We start from the raw sequence: 18287 nt of genomic DNA on the forward strand, positions 1-18287 counted from the left end.
GAAGGATTTTCTACCTAACGAGTAGAATTTTCTATCTCTTATGTAGAAAATCCCACTTCCCGGGGAGATGACATCACCTCCAAAAGACGAAAACACAAAAAATGGCCGGAAAACCGCGCGGCACAAAAATCTCAAACCCGACGGGGTGCACAAAACCGCATCCTTTGTACACCCCTCATGGATCAAAACGGGTTTCGGGCAAACCGGCCGTATCAGAAGGGGAAGAAAAAGGGAATGATCAAGATGGCAATAATGCCCATGACGATTTGAAGCGGAACGCCGAGCTTCACGTAGTCCATGAACGTGTAGTGTCCGGCGTTCATAACCATGGCATTGGGCGGTGTGGAAATGGGTAATGCAAACACGGCAGAGGCAGCAATGGCGGCGGTCATCATGAAGGGGGTGGGCGATACGCCCAACTGAGTTGCGGCACTCCAAGCTATCGGCGCGACAAGAATGGCCGTGGCGGAGTTGCTGATAAAGGTAGAAAGCACCGAAGTCACAATATAAACCCCGACCAAAACTGTCCAAGGACCATAGGCTTGGAGTCCCTGCACGACGTTGGTGGCAATGAAATCGGAAATACCCGTGGAAGAAAGCGCAGTGCTCATCGACATCATGGCGGCAATGAGCACGATCGATTCCCAACCGATCATTTTATAGGCAGTGTCAACGGAACGCACGCAGCCCAACAAAACCATCAGCAGACCGGCCACGATGACCGTTGTGACGGGCGGAATACCTATCTGATCGGAAAAGACCATCATCATCACCATGGCGCTCATGATGCCTGCCGCAAGTGGGGCTTTGTGATCGAGTGCCACATTTTCGAGTTCTTCGTCGGGATTGCCGATGATGATCCATTCTCGCAAATTGGTCTTCATTTTTTTGATGTCGCTCCAAGCTCCGTGTACCAACATCATGTCGCCCGAATGAATGGTTTGCTGCTGCACATCGCTCGATATGCAACGCCCGGCGCGCTTAATGGAAAGCACATTGACATTGTTGCGCGTGCGAAATCCGGCTTCTTCTATGGTCAGATTAATGAGTTTGCTCTCCGGACTGATCAGTATTTCGGAGAGTCCGAGGTCATAGAAATCCAGTTTCGCATGATCTTCGCGCGTTTCTTCCGCAAAGAGCGTCAGATTGAAGATTTGCACCAATTCATTGATGTGCTCTCTCGTGCCGAGGGCATACAACACATCGCCCGACGAAAAGACGGTGTTGGCACTGACGGTTTCTTGCACGACGGTGCCGAGCAACTTGTTTCGCCGTTGCTCTTCGAGCAGCGTCACTCCAAAACGCCGATGCAGGTCGAGTTCTTGCGGTGTTTTGCCGACCATTTGCGAATTGTCGCCGATTTGGAGTTTGAAAATAAAGCTGTCCAGTTCATATTCGTTGAGGAGTTCGACGAGGGCATGTCCGTCTTCATCGTTTTCTTTGAGTTTAGACTTTTTTCCCATGAAGAACTTACTGAGCGGATAGAGCAACAACAATCCGGCCACAAAACAAACCAAACCGATGGGAGCGAAATCGAAAAAGCCAAAACCGCCCCGACCATGATCGCGCAGATACCCATCTACGATGAGGTTGGGAGGGGTGCCGATGAGGGTGAACATTCCTCCCATGCTCGAAGCAAAAGCCAAGGGCATCATGAGTTTCGAGGGGCTGATTTTGGCACTTTTAGCCATGGCCAAGATGATGGGTAGAAGCAGAGCCACCGTACCTGTGTTGGATACAAATGCTGCCACAAAAGAGGTGACTCCCATGATCAGAAAAAAGAGTTTTGTTTCGCTCGTGCCGGCCATGCGCAACAATTTTCGGGAAACGGTCTTGGCCAAACCCGTTTGAAAAACGGCACCTCCGACAATGAACAATGCCAGCATGATGACTACGCTCGAATTACTAAATCCGGCCAAGGCGTCTTTCGGAGAAACAATGCCAAAAGCCAACAAAGCGGCCATGCAACACAAGGCGACGATGTCGCTACGCACTCTTGAAGACACAAAAGCCACAATCGTGGAAAAGAAAATGAGAATGGTCAGCACCGCGGGGGTGTTGTTCACAAGGTCATGAAGTGTTTTCATAAAAACAAACGAGAAGAAAGATAAAGATCTTGTAGTGTTCCTGCCGGCAGACGCCGACAAGCGCGAAAATAAAGATTTGCCGCAGATAAAACAAACAAAAACACATAAAAAGACGACTTTCACCAAAATAAGCATAAAAACGACGCCGACAAAGCACCGACACATCTCGCAGAAAAGAGCGCACCCCCAAAAAATCCTCTCCGCCCGAAAACGCATTTCGGAGGGAGAGGAATGAAAAATCGACACCATTCGCCACGTCGGACAAGAAGGAGGTCTGAGAGCGAAGAGCGGGGAAGGGGCTATTTGATAGCGATCAGTTCGACTTTGAAGACGAGCGTCGAATAGGGCGGAATGCCACGTGTACCGCGCTCGCCATAGGCCAACTCATAGGGGATACAAAGCTCGTATTCGGAACCGACGGGCATCATTTTGAGAGCTTCCGTCCATCCTTTGATGACTTGCGTTACGCCGAAAGTGGCGGTTTGTCCGCGCTGATAGCTGCTGTCGAACACCGTGCCGTCAATGAGTTTTCCCTCATAGTGTACTTCTACCTGCGCCGTGTCGGCAGGCAGAGCACCCGTGCCTTGCTTCACCACCTTGTAGAGCAATCCGGAGGAAGTGGCTTTTACGCCTTTTTGCTTTTTATACTGCACGAGGAAATCGGCATTGGCTTTCTTCACTTGTTCTTCTTGATACTTAAACTGCGATTCCACGATTTTGGCAGCCGAGTCGGGGGTGAGCGTTCCGCCGCCTCTCAAACCTTCGATCAGCCCTTGAAGCAACAAGTCGGTATTGACATAAGTCGTATCTTCCTTGCCGGTGGCCTGACGATTGATGAGGGGCACGTTTTGTTGTATGATCTGATGACCGATTTCAGAACCGGCGACAATCGAACGCATACGGGCGATTTCGGCTTCGGAGTAGTTGTTGCGGAGTCCCGAAATGAAGTTTTCGATCTGTGTGGAGTCTACGCCGTGACGCTGCTGCACGAACTGCAAAAGGCTGGGCACTTGCGCCATGCCGATGGCATAGGAAAAAGCGGAGGAGGACACCGATTTCAATGCAGGAATTTCCACCTTGGCGACTTTCTTGTTTTTCTTTTTGGAAGCGGCGTCGGCCGTGGCAGTTCCCAAGGAGAGTGCCAAAAGACAGAGCAGGAGATAACGGAATTTCATGAATGGAGGATGAAATAAAAGGTTGTGGGTTGTGAATGTCAAAACATTCTTCTCCGAACGGCAAACGAACATTGCCGAGCGGAGAAGAGCGATAAGGTAAAAAGAGATTATTTGGCAGCTTTAGGTTCGGCAGGTGCTACTTTCACCACCGTGATTTTGAAGATCAGTGCCGAATAGGGAGGGATCGGGCCTTGCGAATTGGCACCATAGGCCAAGTTCCAAGGGATGTAAACTTCCCATTCGCTTCCTTCTTTCATGTTGGTCAGAGCAATCGTCCAGCCTTTGATGACTTGGTCGCAACGGAATTTCACGGTTTCTTCTTTCGACGAATCGAACACGTTGCCATTGATCAGACGGCCTTCGTATTTGACCTCAACCACTTGGTCGGCCTTGGCCACGACACCGTTGCCTTCCTTCAACACCTTGTAGTACACGCCTTGGGGAAGCATCTTCACGCCGTCTTCTTTGGATTTTTGAACGATGAAGTCTTCATTTTTCTTTTTGGCTTCGGCATAAACCTTTTCATTGGCAGCGGCGGTCATGCGTTCCACCATGGACATGAAGAAAGGTTGCACGTTTTGGCGATCGAGGGTGTCTTTTCCGATCACAAGGGCGCTCTTGCCCTTGGAGGCATCCATCATACCGGCAAGAAACTGCTTGGTGGAAAGGTGACGCGTGCTGTCGCCGGCGAACACTTGATTTTCAAGGCCGGTGAACATACGTGTTTTGATTTGCATGCCGCTCTGCATACCGAGCTGATAAGCCATTTCTTTTTTGTCGTCGGATACGTTCAACCCATCTTTCAGACCTTTGAAGAAAGCATCGGCATAGGCCGAGTCGCATCCGGCCTGCATGAGATAAGCCTTGATTTCTTCTTCGGAAGGACTGTTGGCCACTCCGAGAACATAGGAGAGAGTGTCCACTTCGGTTTTCAGATCGGCTTTCGGCAGTCCGGTTCCTTCGCATGCGCTCAAAAGAGCGGTGGTAGCCACAAAGGCTCCAAAAATTACTTTTTTCATTATAGAGATATTGTTTTGATTTATTCGTTGATACCGAGAAGTTCCACGTCAAACACGAGGGCGGCATAGGGCGGAATGCTACCACCGGCTCCTTGTGCGCCATAGGCAAGGTTGTAGGGGATAAAGAAGCGGTACTTGGCTCCCACCGCCATGAGTTGCAGGCCTTCCGTCCAGCCGCCGATCACACCCGAAAGGGGGAATGTGGCCGGCTCGCCGCGGCGATAGCTGCTGTCGAACACCGTGCCGTCGATAAGACGACCTTCGTAGTGGCAGCGCACACGGTCGGCCGCCGTGGGCTTTTGGCCAATGGCAGATGTCAGCACCTGATATTGCAAACCGCTTTCGGTGACGACAATGCCTTCTTTGCGAGCATTCTCAGCCAAGAAGTTTTCGCCGGCTTCACGAGCTTCCTTGCCCGCGGCTTCCTGCTGTTCGCGCAGATATTCCTGCACCATGCCTTGCGCTTGCACTTCGGTCATTTCGAGGCGCTCTCCGCTCATGACTTGATCCACGGCGCGCATGAAGTCTGCCGTTTCCAGTTCTTTGATGTTCATGCCCTTGATGTTTTGGCCGATGATCAGGCCGAGGGCGTAAGAAAGTTTATTCATTCGTTTTTAATCTTATCGTATTTCAGCAAGCAAAAATACACATTTATTTCGTATATTGAAAATCAATATCTTGTCAAATCTGTTTTTTCGTTCATTTTATCACATGGAAACCAACTGCGAGTACCATTCGGCGAAGTTCATTGCCGTTTTCCGAGAAAGCCTCGCAGTCGCTTCTGCTCCCGAATGCCGCATGCGCGGTTGCGAAACGGAAAAAGCCGTCTGGAAACCATAAAGATTTCGAGACGGCTTTTTCCTACACATCGGGTCGGGCGTTTTAACTTGTCGGGCGTTGCTTGCGGAAGTTCGGGAGGCGATCGCCCAGCAAGACGAAGGCGAAACCGAGCATCAAGAGCCAGAAGGCGATGCGTGCCACGGTTTCGGTGGTGCTCACCGAGCTTGGGTGGAACGTCAAGACCACCTCGTGGCGTCCTGCCGGCACTTTAAGGGCACGGAGGAGGTAGTTGGCACGGCCGATTTCTACCGTTTTTCCGTCAATGGAGGCCGTCCAGCCGGGATAGTAGATTTCGGAGAATACCACCACTCCGCCTTGGGCACTCTCGGTGGTGTAGCGCAATTCGTTGGGCGAGTAGCTCGTGAGATTGACACGTCCTTCGCCAAGCGGCGAACCGTCAAGACGATCGGCAAAACGCTTGTCGGCCACGGCCTCGCGCTTGTTGTCGAGGTGTTTCAAGGCGGCGATTTCGGCATCGGCGTTGTCGACCATTCGGAGGGAGCGCACGAACCACCCGTTGCCGTTGGCCGAGGGATTGCGCAGAGCGACTTTGCCTTGCGAGAGAATGAACCACTTCGTGTTGAGCATGTTGAGCACGGGAGAGAGGCTGTCGGTCGGCACGCCCTGCATCACGGCGGCAAAGAGGCGGTCTTCATCGGCAAGGCCTTTGGCTGCGAGGGCGGCCGAGTCGGCGGTGAGGGAGGCATAGGCTCGATTGACGGCAGCGGTCACGGCCACACATTCATCCAGCAGATAGCGATCGATGAGGTCTTGGTAGCGATGAAGTTTGGCGGGGTGATAGCCGCCGACGGATTTGTGCCAATAGGCCGTTTGGTTGGAAGTTTCGTTGAACGGGTTGCCCACGCCGAGATTGGCGACTCGGAAGTTGGGATCGCTGTCGGCCAGAATTTTGAGGTCGGCGGCGGTTTTTGCAAAGCCCTGTTGGCGCGCCTCCGGCTCAGAGAAACTGTCGGCATTGAGATAGCGGCGGTTCACGTTCCACATGTCGGCCAGCGTCATGACGAGCAGCAGACTCACCACGCTCCAAGCAGGGAGGAATTTGGGGCGACGGGTGTGCAGCACGATGAGAAGTGCGGCAGCGGCGATGAGGAGGAAAGACCGCCAAGCGTCGGCCGAGAGAATGGCCTTGTGCATGGTTTCGACGGCGGCGGAATATCCGGAGAGAAAGTCGGCCGGCAGTCCGGCGGATTTCATTTCCTCGAAGATTTGTCGGTCCTGCTGCGACATCACATCGGCCACGCCGGGAGCGAGGGCAAAGAGCAGGCAGAGGCCGGCCGTGAGGGCGAAGCTCGCGCCGAAAGCAATGCGCCCCCTGCGTTGGCCGAGCATTTCGGGACGGCGGAGCACTTCGGCCAAACCGAGGATGGCGAGCAGCGGCATGGTGAATTCGGCCACGACGAGTGCCGACGAAACGGTGCGAAACTTGGCATACATCGGCAGGTAGTCGATGAAGACATCGGTGAGCGACATCCAGTTTTTGCCCCATGCAAAGAGGAGCGAAAGCACCGTGGCGGCGAGCAATGCCCATTTGGTGGGGCCGCGCACGACAAAGAGTCCGAGCACGAAAAGGAAACAGATGATGGCACCGACATAGACCGGACCGACCGTCATCGGCTGGTTGCCCCAATATTGCGACATTCCGGGCAGATAGCCCCCTCCGGTGGCCTGATAGAGTTGGGAGGCGTGGTTGTAGAAGTCGTCGTAGCCCTCGATGTCTTGCGCGTCGTCGCGCTCCATGATGCTTTGCGAACCGCCGCCTTTGAAGTTGGCAATCATCAGCGTGAGGGTTTCGTCGATGCCATAGCTCCACGCGGTGATGTATTCGCGATCGAGCCCTCCGGTGGCCTTCCGTCCCGAAAGATCGGTTTGGGTTTTGGAGCTCAGTTCGCCCGCTCCGCGCATCGATTCTTTGGAGTATTCCCAAGTGTGATAGAGATTGGAAAGATTGATCAAAGCCCCGATCAGCCCTCCTGCCACGACGACGGCCGTGGCTTTGCACCAACGCAGGTGCTCACCCTTGCGAAACGCATCGACGGCATGAGCCACGACGAGAAAGGCCATGAGAAAGAGGAAGTAGTAGGTCATCTGAATGTGGTTGTTCAACACCTGCAAGGCGGTGAACAAAGCCGTGACCAATCCGCCCCACAAATATTTGCCCCGATAGGCCAAGACGAGTCCGGCAATGGTGGGGGGAATGAAAGCCAAGGTACTGACTTTCCAAAGATGTCCGGCGGCGATGATGATGAAAAAGTAGCTCGAAAAAGCCCAAGCCACCGCACCAAACGCCGACAGGAGCGGTTTGAAACGGAATGCGCGCATGAGAATGTAGAAGCCCAACAGGTAGAGAAACAGGTAGGACACGGGGCCCGTGGTGAAAAGGGCGATGATCCTGCCCACCACGCCGAGCGCATCGGTCGAATCGTAGGAGGGCGAAATCTGATAGGTGGGCATTCCGGAGAAGGCACTGTTCGTCCACCGGGTGCGTTCGCCCGTGGCTTCCAAGAAGGCCGTCTGCTCCTGCCCCAAGCCCATGCCGGCCACGGTGTCGTGGCCGCCGAGCACCAAGCCGCGGCTCACGGGCGAAGCAAAATAAACGAAACTCAGCACGAGGAAAGCAAACACGACCGCGACATCCGGCCACGAACGTTTGAGGAATTCTTTCATGATTTTCAAGCGTTTTTTGGATTATTTCCCTGCAAAGATACATCAAGCCGAGCGGAAATCCGTATTTTTGCCAAGAAATAAATCACCACTCCTTTATGAAAATCGGTATTCTCACGGCCATGTCGGTCGAACACGAACAGATTTGCAAACTGCTCCGATGCCCCGACAGCGTGGTCGAAGGCATTCACACCTACACCCTCGGACAAATCGGCCGACACGACGTCGTCCTCATGCAATGCGGCATCGGCAAAGTCAACGCCGCCATCGGCACCACCGCCCTCATAGCCCGCTTCCGCCCCGACGCGGTGGTGAGCACGGGCTGCGCCGGAGGGATCGACGAGGGGTTGAACGTAATGGACGTCGTGGCGAGCCGCACCACGGTGTATCACGACGTGTGGTGCGGCGAGGGCAACGCCTACGGACAAGTGCAGGGGCTGCCCGAACGCTTTGCATCGGACGAGCGACTGCTCCACACCGCGACACGACTGGCCGACGATCCTACCATCGAAACCACCATCCGCACCGGCCTGATCTGCACGGGCGACAAATTCATCAGCGACCCTGCGACACTGGCACAAATCAAAGCCGATTTCCCCGACGGTCTGGCCGTAGACATGGAGAGTGCAGCCATTGCCCATGCGTGCCACGTACACGGCGTTCCGTTTTTGAGTTTCCGCATCGTCAGCGACACGCCCGGAGTGGACAACCATTGGCAACAGTATCAAGACTTTTGGGGCGAAATGGCACACCGATCTTTCGACGTGACGCGCCGCTTTCTCGAAAACCTCTGACCCTGCCCTCTCCGCTGCCCGCAGATTGCCGCACGAGCCTTTTCCACATCTCCCGCAGACCGCCGCGAAAAGCGGCCTAAGAGCCGGAGTTTTCTACCTCAGACTTAAAAAATTCGGCCTCAGAGCTAAAATTTTCCACCTCAGAGCTAAATTCTCCCACCTCAAAGGCGGTTTCCTCCGCCACGCAACCTCAACCCACAGCTTTTGAACATGAAAAAAATACCCTCCTTCACCGTCAATCACCTCACTCTCCGCCGCGGCGTCTACGTCAGTCGGCAAGATGCCGTCGGCGGCGACATCGTCACCACCTTCGACGTGCGCATGAAAGAGCCCAACCGCGAACCCGCCCTCCACATCAACGCCCTGCACGCCATCGAACACCTCGCCGCCACCTTCCTGCGCAACCACCCCGCGTGGGCGGAGCGCGTCATCTATTGGGGTCCCATGGGCTGCCTCACGGGCAACTACCTCATTCTGCGCGGCGACCTCACCTCGCGCGAAATTATCCCCCTGCTCGTCGAAACCTTCGAGTTTGTTGCCGATTTCGAGGGCGACATTCCCGGAGCCACTCCGCGCGATTGCGGTAACTACCGCCTAATGGATCTCAACATTGCCAAATGGGAGGCTCGGAAGTATCTCGACGAGGTATTGCGCAACATTTCCGAAGACCAACTCTCCTACCCCGATTGACACAACCCCTCAACCCTTTCCCCATGAACGAAACCCTGCACACCATCCTCACGCGACGCTCCTGCCGCAAGTTCCTCTCCACGCCCGTCGAGCGCGAAAAAACAGACCGCGTCATCGAAGCCGGACTTTATGCCGCATCGGGCAAAAACCAACAAAGCCCCGCCATCATCGCCGTGACCAACGCCGAGGTGCGCCGACGCCTCACCGAAGTCAATGCCGAAATCTTGGGAAGACCGGGGTTCGATCCCTTCTATGGCGCACCGGTCATCCTCATCGTCTTGGCGCGCACCGATTGCCCGAACCGACAATACGACGGCAGTCTGACACTGGGCAACATGATGCTCGCCGCCCACGCCGAGGGATTGGGCTCCTGCTGGATACACCGCGCCCTCCAAACCTTCGACCGCCCGGAGTGGAAGGCTTGGTTGGCCGAAATCGGCATCGACCCCTCGTGCGAATACGAAGGCGTTGGGCAGCTCGCCCTCGGCTATCCCGACGGCCAATTGCCGACGGCTCCTCCGCGTCGCGAGGGCAGAGTGTATCGAGTGGACTGACCTGACCGCTCCAACCGCCCCCGACATCGGAAAACCCCACGTTTCACCCCACGCTCCACAACCATGCAAATCCTCCTTTCGCCGGCCAAAGACATGACGCCCACCGCCGCCGTCGAAGTGCCGTTTTCCACCCGTCCGCTCTTTCAGGCCGAAGCCGAAAGCCATGCCCTCCAAATGAGCGAACTCTCGACCGAAAACCTTTCGCAACTCTTGGGCATCAACTCCCAACTGGCCGCGCTCAACAAGCAGCGTTATCACGACTTCCTCGATCCCGAACCGCGCGCCGCGGCCGTACTCTCCTACACGGGCATGGCCTACCGACACCTGCGCGCCTCCGAGTTTTCGGAAGCCGACTTCCGCTTTGCGCAGGAGCATCTCTCGATAACGTCTTTCCTCTACGGCCTGCTCCGCCCCTTGGACGAAATCAAAAACTACCGCCTCGAAGGCAACGTCCGCCTGCCCGACCACGACGGAGCCACCCTTTTCCGATTTTGGCGCGAGCGGCTCACCGACGCGCTCATCGGGCGCACCCTCGCCGACGACGGCATTCTGATCTTTTTGGCCAGTGCGGAGATGAAACAGCTTTTCGACTGGAAGCGCGTGCAAAAAACACTCAACGTCTTTGCCCCCGACTTTCACGTGGATCAAGGCGACCGCCTCAAAACAATCGTGGTCTACACAAAAATGATGCGCGGTGCGATGGCGCGCCACCTCATCACGCGGCGTATCGACTCGCTCGATGCCCTCTCCGACTTTGAATACGAAGGATTTGCCTACCGCCCCGAACTCAGCACGCCCCACAACGGCAAGTGGGTGTTGGGGTAAACCTACCCAAACACTGCAAAACGCATTCTCATCATGGACTTTGAACTGCAACTCCAAGAGTTTATAGACCTCTATACGGAGAACTACGAACTTGAATTCAAGAAAGGAAAAGGAGGATTTCCCGACTCGTTTTGGGAAACCTATTCGGCCTTTGCCAATACACAGGGAGGAACCATTATCATCGGAGTGAAAGAAAGTGCAAGAGGTTTCGCGCCCATGCGTTTACCTCTAACGGTGTTGGAGGAATATAAAAAGAAGTTTTGGAACGATGTGAACAATCCGAGCACCATCAGCCACAATCTTTTGAGCGAGAAGGATGTCATCATCAACGAAAAACTGGGGATCATATCTTTCTCCGTTCCCAAAGCGCACTACCAAGACCGCCCTGTCTTCCGAAAACAAACGCCTTATGGCAATACTTATAAACGCAACCATGAAGGCGACTACAAATGCACACGGGAAGAAATCAACCGCATGTTTGCCGATGCCAATACACGGCAGTCATTCGACAGCAGGATCATCGAGGGTTTCACCATCGAAGAAGACATCGATCCCATAACACTCCGCCAATATCGTCAGGCTCTGGACAATCGAAGTCCGGGACACCCTTGGCTGCTTGGAACGGACAAAGAATTTCTGACTCACATCGGAGCTTATCGCACCGACCGCACGACCCGACAAGAAGGAGTAACAGTGGGCGGCTTGCTGGTGTTGGGAAAATGGACAAGCATTGTTGAAGCCAAAGAGTTGCATGATTTCTTTCCCGATTTCCAAGAGCGGATTTTTCAAGACAGCAACGAACGATGGGACGACCGCATCTATCCCGACGGAACGTGGGAGGCGAATTTGTTTCAGTTTTACCGTCGCGTTCTACCACAACTCTATAAACGAGTGCCACAACCTTTCACATTGAAAAACGGCATCAGAATAGACGACAGCCCCCTGCATAAAACTCTTCGAGAAGCACTCTTCAACACACTGATACACGCCGATTACTCCTCCGAAGCCCATCTCATCATCGAGTCGTTGCCAGATGCCATCCGCTTTTCCAATCCGGGCGATTTGCTGATACCCATTTCTCGTTACTATGAAGGAGGAGAGAGCATTTGTCGAAACAAAATCATCTCTCAAATGTTCATGCTGATCGGAGGAGCCGAAAAAGCCGGTAGTGGAGTGAGTATCATTCTGAAAGGATGGAGAGAAGGTAATTTCAGGAAACCTTTTGTAGAAGAAACCGCCCTACCGGCACGCGTCACACTGACCTTGTCGCTCAACAGACTGCTTCCCGACGAAGCTCTCTCCGAGCTGAACAGAAGGTTTGGAAAAGAAGAATTGTCTTCTCTCGAAGGCGATGCCATTCGCCTTTTATGTCTTACTCTTTCATACGGAGAAATCAACCATTCCGCCTTATATGGAGAAATGGGGTTGCACACCTATGATCTCTCTAAACTTCTAAAAAAACTGGCGATCAAAGGTTTCTTATCTTCCACAGGCTATGGAAGAGGAAAAAAATACACGATTGGTGGCAACAACACCTTTATCGGAGAGCAAATATCCGATGAACAAAAGCAAATATCCGATGAACAAAAGCAAATATCCGATGAACAAAAGCAAATATCCGATGAACAAAAAGCAAATATCCGATGAACAACTGGCTGCTATCGTAAAAGAACTTCCCAAAAAGATTACCAAAGAAAAATTGGCAGAAATCATTTGCCGCCTCTGTGCCATTCGCCCTCTTTCCAAAGAAGAACTCGGACATTATCTCCGAAGAAATCCGGACTATCTGTTCAAACGGATATTGGGGGATCTCATTGCAGAAAACAAACTGGCCTACTTATATCCCAATATGCCCAAGCATAGAAAACAGGCTTATCGCACCCCGACAAAAACATCATGACAAGATAAAGACAACAATACTAAAAGCACTATTAAACCCTTACTCCCCATGAACATAGGAGACAAAATACCCGAAATCCTCGGAACGGATCAAAACGGAAACGAGGTGAAAACGGCCGACTTCAAAGGCCGGAAAATCATTCTCTACTTCTATCCCAAGGACAACACACCCGGATGCACCGCCGAGGCCTGCTCGCTGCGCGATCACTACGACGAATTGCTCGAAACGGGCTATGAAGTGATCGGCGTGAGTGCCGACAACGAGGAGAGCCATCGCCGTTTCATCGAAAAGCAACAACTGCCTTTCCGCCTCATCGCCGACACCGACAAAAAGCTGATCGAAGCCATGGGAGTGTGGGGCGAAAAAAATATGTACGGACGCATCACGATGGGATTGCTTCGCACCACTTTCCTCATCGACGAAGAGGGACGCGTGGAACACGTTTTCGCACCGCGACAAATTAAAACGAAAACTCACGCCGAACAGATTTTGAAACATCATCGTCCGTAAAAAACCGACCGCCTCTCGAACCTGCATAACCCGACCGCCGATTTTCTGCGGTCGAGTTCTGTTTTCACAGCCTCTCAGATTTCCAAAGGCGGCGATTTGTCGAAACAAAAAACCTCATCGTTCGCCCCGTCGCCGCGGCCGCCACTTTCGCTTCGATCGCGACGCCGATGAAACGGCCATTTTCCGACGTTTATCCCCCTATTTTTTTGTTTTTGCCGTTTTGCCTCCGCTAAAACGCCTTTTTATTTGATTTTCAGCGGATTTCGTGCGAAGGCAAGTGAAGGCAAACTGTCGAAGCAATTTTCAAACAACTGAAAATCAAAACATAACGGTGAAGGCAAAACGAGGTGTTTGCTTTCACCTGCTTCCGCCATTGCGGTGCGTAAAACGGCCTTTTCCCCATGCCGTGAAGGCAAAAAATCGCTTCAACACACTGATTTTCAAACAACTGCAAACAGAGAATTTATTTTGCCTTCACTTGCCTTCGCACGAAACACATTGATATTCAACAACTTTTCTCATTTTGCGAAGGCAGTGAAGGCAAAAACAATGAATAAGGGATACGCGCGTGCGCGCGAGAGAGGCTGTTTTTTCGCTCCGAAAGGAAGTAGATTTCCCTACCTCAGAGGTAGAAATGCCTGCCTCAGAGGTAAAGATGTGCAACTCGGAGGCAGTCGTGTTTTGCCTGCTCTTTCCGTTGCTTGGTCGGGCATGGGCGAAGATCCAAAATCGAGGTTGCCGAAGATGAAAACCGTTTCGCAAACTGCCGGAAAATCAAAAATCCGCCGCTTTCGTCCCGACGAGGGGCGAAGCGGCGGTTTGTGTGGGTGGAGCAACGGCGGCGGGTCATTCAAAAAGCCGTTTTTGCGTTTTGCTGAGTTTCAGCATATCAGACGGCACGGATTGTCGTATTTCTTCGACGAGAATGCGGAGCAGGCTTCGGCGCACGATGTCTTTGGAAGTGAGCATCACCACCTCTCGGGTGGGTACGGGCACGGCAAAAGGACGAACGAGCTGTTGTTGAGCCGGGGAGAGTTGGAGGGTGCAGAGTTCGGGAATGAAGGTGGCACCCATTCCGCTTTCGACCATACGCATGAAGGTTTCGATGCTGCCGAGCTTGTAGGCCTTCTGGCTGTGGATCGCGCCTTTCAGATGACAGAACTTGACGAGCTGATCTCGAAAGCAGTGCCCCTCGTCGAGCAACCACAGCGGTTGGTCGCGCAAGTCGGTGGTGCGCACCGAGGGGAGGTTGTGGAGAGGGTTGGCGTCGGAAACATAGACGAAATACTGTTCAAAAAACAACGGGTTGGTTTCATACTCGTCCATGCCGTCGAGCTGCGCCAAGATGCCGGCATCTATTTCGCCTCGATCGAGCGATTGCTTGATGGTGTGTGTTTTCATCTCGGTGATGCGCAGGTCGAGATGAGGGTATTTTCGGGTGATGCGTGGAAAAAAACGCGGTATGAGATAGGGAGCGATGGTGGGCAGAATGCCGATGCGGAAAGTGCCGTTGAGCGATTGTTTTTCTTCGGCGATGCTGTCGCGCAGGTTTTTCACCTGTCGGAGCATGAGGCGAGCCTGCTCCACGATGTTTTCGCCCATGGACGTCGTGACGATCGGCTTTTGCTTTCGGTCGAAGATTTTGATGCCCAGTTCTTCTTCCAATTTCTGTATCATCGAGCTGAGCGTGGGTTGCGTGACGTCGCAGGCTTCGGCGGCTTTGAGAAAATGGCGATGTTCGGCCACGGCCACCACATATTCTAATTGTTGGAGTGTCATTTCTGTGATCGGAAAGGTTTGGATTGATGCCACAAAGTTATAATTTTTATTTTGAAACTCAATGTAAAAACAGCCTTTATCCCTTTTGGAGAAAGGGATTGGCAGAGAGCCGATAGATTTTTTCTATGATGCAATAGATGATTTCTGTTTGCAGGCCGAAGCAAAAACACTACCTTTGCATCGTAATCCAAAGAAACATAGACTCAAACACATAAAACTCTCATAATAATATGCAATCCATCATCAACGCACAAGCACCTGAGTTTAAGGTTCAGGCTTTTCACAACGGACAATTCAAAACCGTGAGCAACGCCGACATCGAAGGCAAGTGGGCGATCTTCTTCTTCTATCCTGCCGACTTCACTTTCGTTTGCCCCACAGAGCTCGTGGACTTGGCCGAAAAATACGAAGCATTCAAGGCACAAGGTGTTGAGGTGTATTCCGTAAGCACCGACACTCACTTCACCCACAAGGCATGGCACGACACGAGCGACAGCATCAAGAAGATCAACTACCCCATGTTGGCCGACCCCACCGGTGTGCTGACTCGCGGTTTCGGTGTGCACATCGAAGAAGAAGGTTTGGCCTATCGCGGCACTTTCTTGGTGAACCCCGAAGGAAAAATCAAGATTGCCGAAATTCAAGACAACAGCATCGGCCGCAACGCCGACGAACTCCTTCGCAAAGTGGAAGCAGCCCTCTTTGTGGCATCTCACGAAGGCGAAGTTTGTCCCGCCAAGTGGAAGCAAGGCGGCGAGACGCTCAAACCGAGCATCGATCTCGTGGGTAAGATCTAAGCAGATGAAACAAATGATAATGTAGGTTTTCAGAGGCGCGGAGGGATGGTGAAAAACTAATCCTTTCGCGCCATTTTTTACCAACAAACAAATACCATCAATGCTCGACACAGCTCTCATTCAACAAGTAAAAGATATTTTTGCCGTTCTCGAAGGAACGTATGTTCTCGACTTTCATGCCGACGAACGCCACTCCGCTTACGGCGAGTTTTCCGACTTTCTCCAAAAATTTGCATCAACCTCCGAACGCATCACCCTGAAAACGACCGCGGCCGAAGGACGATTGGATTTTTCGATTTTGAAAGACGGCAAGGAAACCGGCATTCGCTTTCGCGGCATACCGGGAGGGCACGAATTTACGTCGCTCCTGCTCGCCGTGCTCAATGCCGACGGCAAAGGCAAAAACCTGCCCGACGCCGCCCTGTTGCGCCGCATCGCCGCGCTCAACAGCCCCATTCACCTCACCACTTATGTTTCGCTCTCTTGCACCAACTGTCCCGACGTGGTGCAAGCCCTCAACATCATCGCACTCGTTCACCCCGACATCACACACGAAGTGGTTGATGGCGCACTTTTCCAAGACGAAGTCGATGCGCTCCGCTTGCAGGGCGTTCCCGCCGTGTTTGCCGACGGTAAACTCGTACACAGCGGCCGCGGCGAACTGGCCTCCGTTTTGGATAAGCTCGAAGAAACCTTCGGCTCCGTGCCCGACGCTTCGGCCGAACCGATTGTCTACGACTACGACGTCGTGGTTGTCGGCGGAGGCCCCGCCGGTTCGGCGGCAGCCGTCTACTCCGCGCGAAAAGGCTTGAAAGTAGCCGTTGTGGCCGAACGCATCGGCGGACAGGTGAAAGAAACCGTGGGCATCGAAAACCTCATCTCCGTGCCGCACACCACGGGAGCCGAACTGGCCGCCAACTTTGCCCGACACATGGCCGATTATCCCATTGACATCTACGAAAACCGACGCATCGAAAACACCGATTTCTCCGACAAGAAAAAACAAGTCTTTGTCAAAGGCGGTGAAGTCTTCACCGCGCCGGCCGTGATCATCGCCACGGGAGCCGGATGGCGCAAACTCGGCGTCGAAGGCGAGGCCGACTACATGGGGCGCGGCGTGCACTTCTGCCCCCACTGCGACGGGCCTTTCTACAAAGGCAAACGCGTGGCCGTGATCGGCGGCGGCAACTCCGGCATCGAAGCGGCCATCGACTTGGCCGGTTTGTGCAGCCACGTCACCGTGTTGGAATTTGCCGACACGCTCCGTGCCGACACCGTGTTGCAGGAGAAAGCTCGCAGTCTTGACAATGTGGAAATCTTCACCTCTTCGCAAACAACGGCCGTTTTGGGCAATGGCGAAAAAGTGACAACCATCCGCGTGAAAGATCGCACCACCGACGCCGAGCGCGACATCGAGCTCGAAGGCATTTTTGTGCAAATCGGCCTTTCGCCCAACACGCAGCCGTTTGCCGAAACCCTCGAACTGAACGGCCGCCGCGAAATTCCCGTCGACAATTTCTGTCGCACCGCCACACAGGGAGTTTATGCCGCCGGCGACGTGACCGACGTTCCCTACAAGCAAATCGTCGTGGCCATCGGCGAAGGTGCCAAAGCGGCTCTCGCGGCTTTCGACGACCGCGTGCGCGGCATCATCTGAACGACGACGGCCGAAAAACGACATATCCACTGAAACATCATTTTGTTCATCAGGCAGTGATATGTGCTTTGAGGAGTTTTACAGCGACCTCAAACGGCAGTTCCCCCAACCAAACGCACAAAGACCCGATCACCGAAACGGCGAAACAGGTCTTTGAATGAAATATAATTTTCTGACTATCCTTTCTTTTTTTCCGGCACCAATATCGTCCGTTTTGCGATGATATTGGTGCTTTTTGCGATATTGCTGTCCCGTAAAATTTAAGAGGTTAGAGATTTTGAGTTGAAATCCTTCATTTTTCGTAAAACAACTTTCCAAAAGGGCATTGAACAGAAAAATCAGATTTTTACCATACAGCATTTCTTATCAAAAATTACGACCAAAACTTATATAAGGATAAATAACTGCCGCACGATCAACACCATGGTCATTTTCTCCTAATTGGTCGTGCCTTCCCAAAGCCATGCCGGGATTAATCCCTGCGCGTACCATAATACCATGTTTAGACTGATAGCGATAACCTAAATCCCAAAAGACAAAGGTGCCTGATCTGTCATACTGAACCTCTCTCCCTGCTTTGTCATGGTATTTGCATTCATAAAGTCCATAACTGAATCCCATACCGATTTCTGCATGATGTCTTCCTTTACCAATAAGATAATTTACAGCTATGGGAAAACTCCAACCGGTTGTATTCTCCGGAGCAGACTCAAAAAAATCTTGAGATTTGGAGTTGGTATAGGAGAAGCCGATTCTTCCTCCCCACCGGGTATGTTCATTAAAACGTGTATCATAGTGAACTCCCACCGTAGTTGATGCCCCCAATAACTCTACGAATATCCCTTGCTCTCGTTGTGCATATAAGCAAGTAGGCAATATTACTAAGGAAAGAAATAAATATTTTAATTTCTCATTCATATTTTTTCTCAAAAGAAGCGATAGTAAAAAGACTACACAATACCTATTTATGGCGATTTG

General features: G+C 52.6%; 17 protein-coding genes. 10 read left to right on the top strand and 7 right to left on the bottom strand.

Annotated features, from left to right (window positions below; all coding sequences use genetic code 11):
- Positions 1-212 precede the first annotated feature (212 nt).
- The 4 genes from EII14_RS00005 to EII14_RS00020 form a co-directional block, all read right to left on the bottom strand.
- The gene (locus EII14_RS00005; RefSeq protein ID WP_124930521.1) at positions 213-2087 is read right to left on the bottom strand and encodes an SLC13 family permease; all 1875 of its coding nucleotides are present in this window, start codon (positions 2085-2087) and stop codon (positions 213-215) included.
- A 299-nt stretch (positions 2088-2386) separates the two neighbouring features.
- Positions 2387-3262, bottom strand: coding sequence for an FKBP-type peptidyl-prolyl cis-trans isomerase (locus tag EII14_RS00010; protein WP_158608278.1), 876 nt, complete (start codon positions 3260-3262; stop codon positions 2387-2389).
- A 107-nt stretch (positions 3263-3369) separates the two neighbouring features.
- Positions 3370-4281, bottom strand: coding sequence for an FKBP-type peptidyl-prolyl cis-trans isomerase (locus EII14_RS00015; RefSeq protein ID WP_124930523.1), 912 nt, complete (start codon positions 4279-4281; stop codon positions 3370-3372).
- Positions 4282-4301: 20 nt separating this feature from the next.
- Positions 4302-4889 (bottom strand): FKBP-type peptidyl-prolyl cis-trans isomerase, encoded by a 588-nt coding sequence (locus EII14_RS00020; protein WP_124930524.1) that lies wholly within the window; start codon positions 4887-4889, stop codon positions 4302-4304.
- A 103-nt stretch (positions 4890-4992) separates the two neighbouring features.
- Between EII14_RS00020 and EII14_RS09570 the strand changes: the two genes are divergently transcribed.
- Positions 4993-5121: a hypothetical protein gene (locus EII14_RS09570; RefSeq protein WP_255422046.1), complete on the top strand. Its 129-nt coding sequence runs from the start codon at positions 4993-4995 to the stop codon at positions 5119-5121.
- A 42-nt stretch (positions 5122-5163) separates the two neighbouring features.
- Here the strand turns inward: EII14_RS09570 and EII14_RS00025 are convergent, their stop codons facing one another.
- Complete coding sequence (locus tag EII14_RS00025; RefSeq protein WP_124930525.1) at positions 5164-7806, bottom strand: YfhO family protein; 2643 nt, start codon at positions 7804-7806, stop codon at positions 5164-5166.
- A 95-nt stretch (positions 7807-7901) separates the two neighbouring features.
- Here EII14_RS00025 and EII14_RS00030 point away from each other — a divergent pair, with 95 nt between their 5' ends.
- From EII14_RS00030 to bcp, 7 genes are all read left to right on the top strand, one after another.
- Entirely contained in the window at positions 7902-8597 is a 696-nt protein-coding gene (locus EII14_RS00030) for a 5'-methylthioadenosine/adenosylhomocysteine nucleosidase (RefSeq protein WP_124930526.1), read from the top strand.
- A gap of 210 nt (positions 8598-8807) precedes the next feature.
- Complete coding sequence (locus EII14_RS00035) at positions 8808-9287, top strand: S-ribosylhomocysteine lyase (RefSeq protein ID WP_124930527.1); 480 nt, start codon at positions 8808-8810, stop codon at positions 9285-9287.
- A gap of 23 nt (positions 9288-9310) precedes the next feature.
- Entirely contained in the window at positions 9311-9841 is a 531-nt protein-coding gene (locus EII14_RS00040) for a nitroreductase (protein ID WP_124930528.1), read from the top strand.
- 63 nt (positions 9842-9904) lie between these two features.
- Positions 9905-10666 (top strand): YaaA family protein, encoded by a 762-nt coding sequence (locus EII14_RS00045; RefSeq protein WP_124930529.1) that lies wholly within the window; start codon positions 9905-9907, stop codon positions 10664-10666.
- A 33-nt stretch (positions 10667-10699) separates the two neighbouring features.
- Positions 10700-12313, top strand: a complete 1614-nt coding sequence (locus EII14_RS00050) for an RNA-binding domain-containing protein (protein WP_124930530.1) — start codon at positions 10700-10702, stop codon at positions 12311-12313.
- Positions 12288-12566: a hypothetical protein gene (locus EII14_RS00055; protein WP_158608279.1), complete on the top strand. Its 279-nt coding sequence runs from the start codon at positions 12288-12290 to the stop codon at positions 12564-12566. The genes EII14_RS00050 and EII14_RS00055 overlap by 26 nt, the downstream gene beginning before the upstream one ends.
- A 48-nt stretch (positions 12567-12614) precedes the next feature.
- Complete coding sequence (gene bcp, locus EII14_RS00060; RefSeq protein ID WP_124930532.1) at positions 12615-13076, top strand: thioredoxin-dependent thiol peroxidase; 462 nt, start codon at positions 12615-12617, stop codon at positions 13074-13076.
- Between the two features lie 846 nt (positions 13077-13922).
- Here bcp and EII14_RS00065 read toward each other — a convergent pair.
- Positions 13923-14855, bottom strand: coding sequence for a LysR substrate-binding domain-containing protein (locus EII14_RS00065; protein ID WP_124930686.1), 933 nt, complete (start codon positions 14853-14855; stop codon positions 13923-13925).
- A 230-nt stretch (positions 14856-15085) separates the two neighbouring features.
- Between EII14_RS00065 and ahpC the strand changes: the two genes are divergently transcribed.
- Together ahpC and ahpF are read left to right on the top strand one after the other, a co-directional pair.
- On the top strand, positions 15086-15652 hold the full coding sequence (gene ahpC, locus EII14_RS00070) for an alkyl hydroperoxide reductase subunit C (protein WP_124930533.1): 567 nt from the start codon (positions 15086-15088) through the stop codon (positions 15650-15652).
- A 100-nt stretch (positions 15653-15752) separates the two neighbouring features.
- Entirely contained in the window at positions 15753-17309 is a 1557-nt protein-coding gene (gene ahpF / locus EII14_RS00075) for an alkyl hydroperoxide reductase subunit F (protein ID WP_124930534.1), read from the top strand.
- Positions 17310-17675: 366 nt separating this feature from the next.
- Here the strand turns inward: ahpF and EII14_RS00080 are convergent, their stop codons facing one another.
- Positions 17676-18227 carry a hypothetical protein gene (locus EII14_RS00080; RefSeq protein WP_124930535.1) on the bottom strand — a complete coding sequence of 184 codons (552 nt, stop codon included), beginning with the start codon at positions 18225-18227 and terminating at the stop codon, positions 17676-17678.
- Positions 18228-18287: the final 60 nt, after the last annotated feature.

Origin of the sequence: Alloprevotella sp. OH1205_COT-284 (genome assembly GCF_003859795.1) — a bacterium.
In the GTDB taxonomy this organism is placed as follows: Bacteria; Bacteroidota; Bacteroidia; order Bacteroidales; family Bacteroidaceae; genus Alloprevotella.

Coding starts and splice junctions, on each gene's coding strand:
- EII14_RS00005 (WP_124930521.1), bottom strand. CDS start 2,087: ATGAAAACACTTCATGACCTTGTGAACAACACCCCCGCGGTGCTGACC.
- EII14_RS00010 (WP_158608278.1), bottom strand. CDS start 3,262: ATGAAATTCCGTTATCTCCTGCTCTGTCTTTTGGCACTCTCCTTGGGA.
- EII14_RS00015 (WP_124930523.1), bottom strand. CDS start 4,281: ATGAAAAAAGTAATTTTTGGAGCCTTTGTGGCTACCACCGCTCTTTTG.
- EII14_RS00020 (WP_124930524.1), bottom strand. CDS start 4,889: ATGAATAAACTTTCTTACGCCCTCGGCCTGATCATCGGCCAAAACATC.
- EII14_RS09570 (WP_255422046.1), top strand. CDS start 4,993: ATGGAAACCAACTGCGAGTACCATTCGGCGAAGTTCATTGCCGTTTTC.
- EII14_RS00025 (WP_124930525.1), bottom strand. CDS start 7,806: ATGAAAGAATTCCTCAAACGTTCGTGGCCGGATGTCGCGGTCGTGTTT.
- EII14_RS00030 (WP_124930526.1), top strand. CDS start 7,902: ATGAAAATCGGTATTCTCACGGCCATGTCGGTCGAACACGAACAGATT.
- EII14_RS00035 (WP_124930527.1), top strand. CDS start 8,808: ATGAAAAAAATACCCTCCTTCACCGTCAATCACCTCACTCTCCGCCGC.
- EII14_RS00040 (WP_124930528.1), top strand. CDS start 9,311: ATGAACGAAACCCTGCACACCATCCTCACGCGACGCTCCTGCCGCAAG.
- EII14_RS00045 (WP_124930529.1), top strand. CDS start 9,905: ATGCAAATCCTCCTTTCGCCGGCCAAAGACATGACGCCCACCGCCGCC.
- EII14_RS00050 (WP_124930530.1), top strand. CDS start 10,700: ATGGACTTTGAACTGCAACTCCAAGAGTTTATAGACCTCTATACGGAG.
- EII14_RS00055 (WP_158608279.1), top strand. CDS start 12,288: ATGAACAAAAAGCAAATATCCGATGAACAACTGGCTGCTATCGTAAAA.
- bcp (WP_124930532.1), top strand. CDS start 12,615: ATGAACATAGGAGACAAAATACCCGAAATCCTCGGAACGGATCAAAAC.
- EII14_RS00065 (WP_124930686.1), bottom strand. CDS start 14,855: ATGACACTCCAACAATTAGAATATGTGGTGGCCGTGGCCGAACATCGC.
- ahpC (WP_124930533.1), top strand. CDS start 15,086: ATGCAATCCATCATCAACGCACAAGCACCTGAGTTTAAGGTTCAGGCT.
- ahpF (WP_124930534.1), top strand. CDS start 15,753: ATGCTCGACACAGCTCTCATTCAACAAGTAAAAGATATTTTTGCCGTT.
- EII14_RS00080 (WP_124930535.1), bottom strand. CDS start 18,227: ATGAATGAGAAATTAAAATATTTATTTCTTTCCTTAGTAATATTGCCT.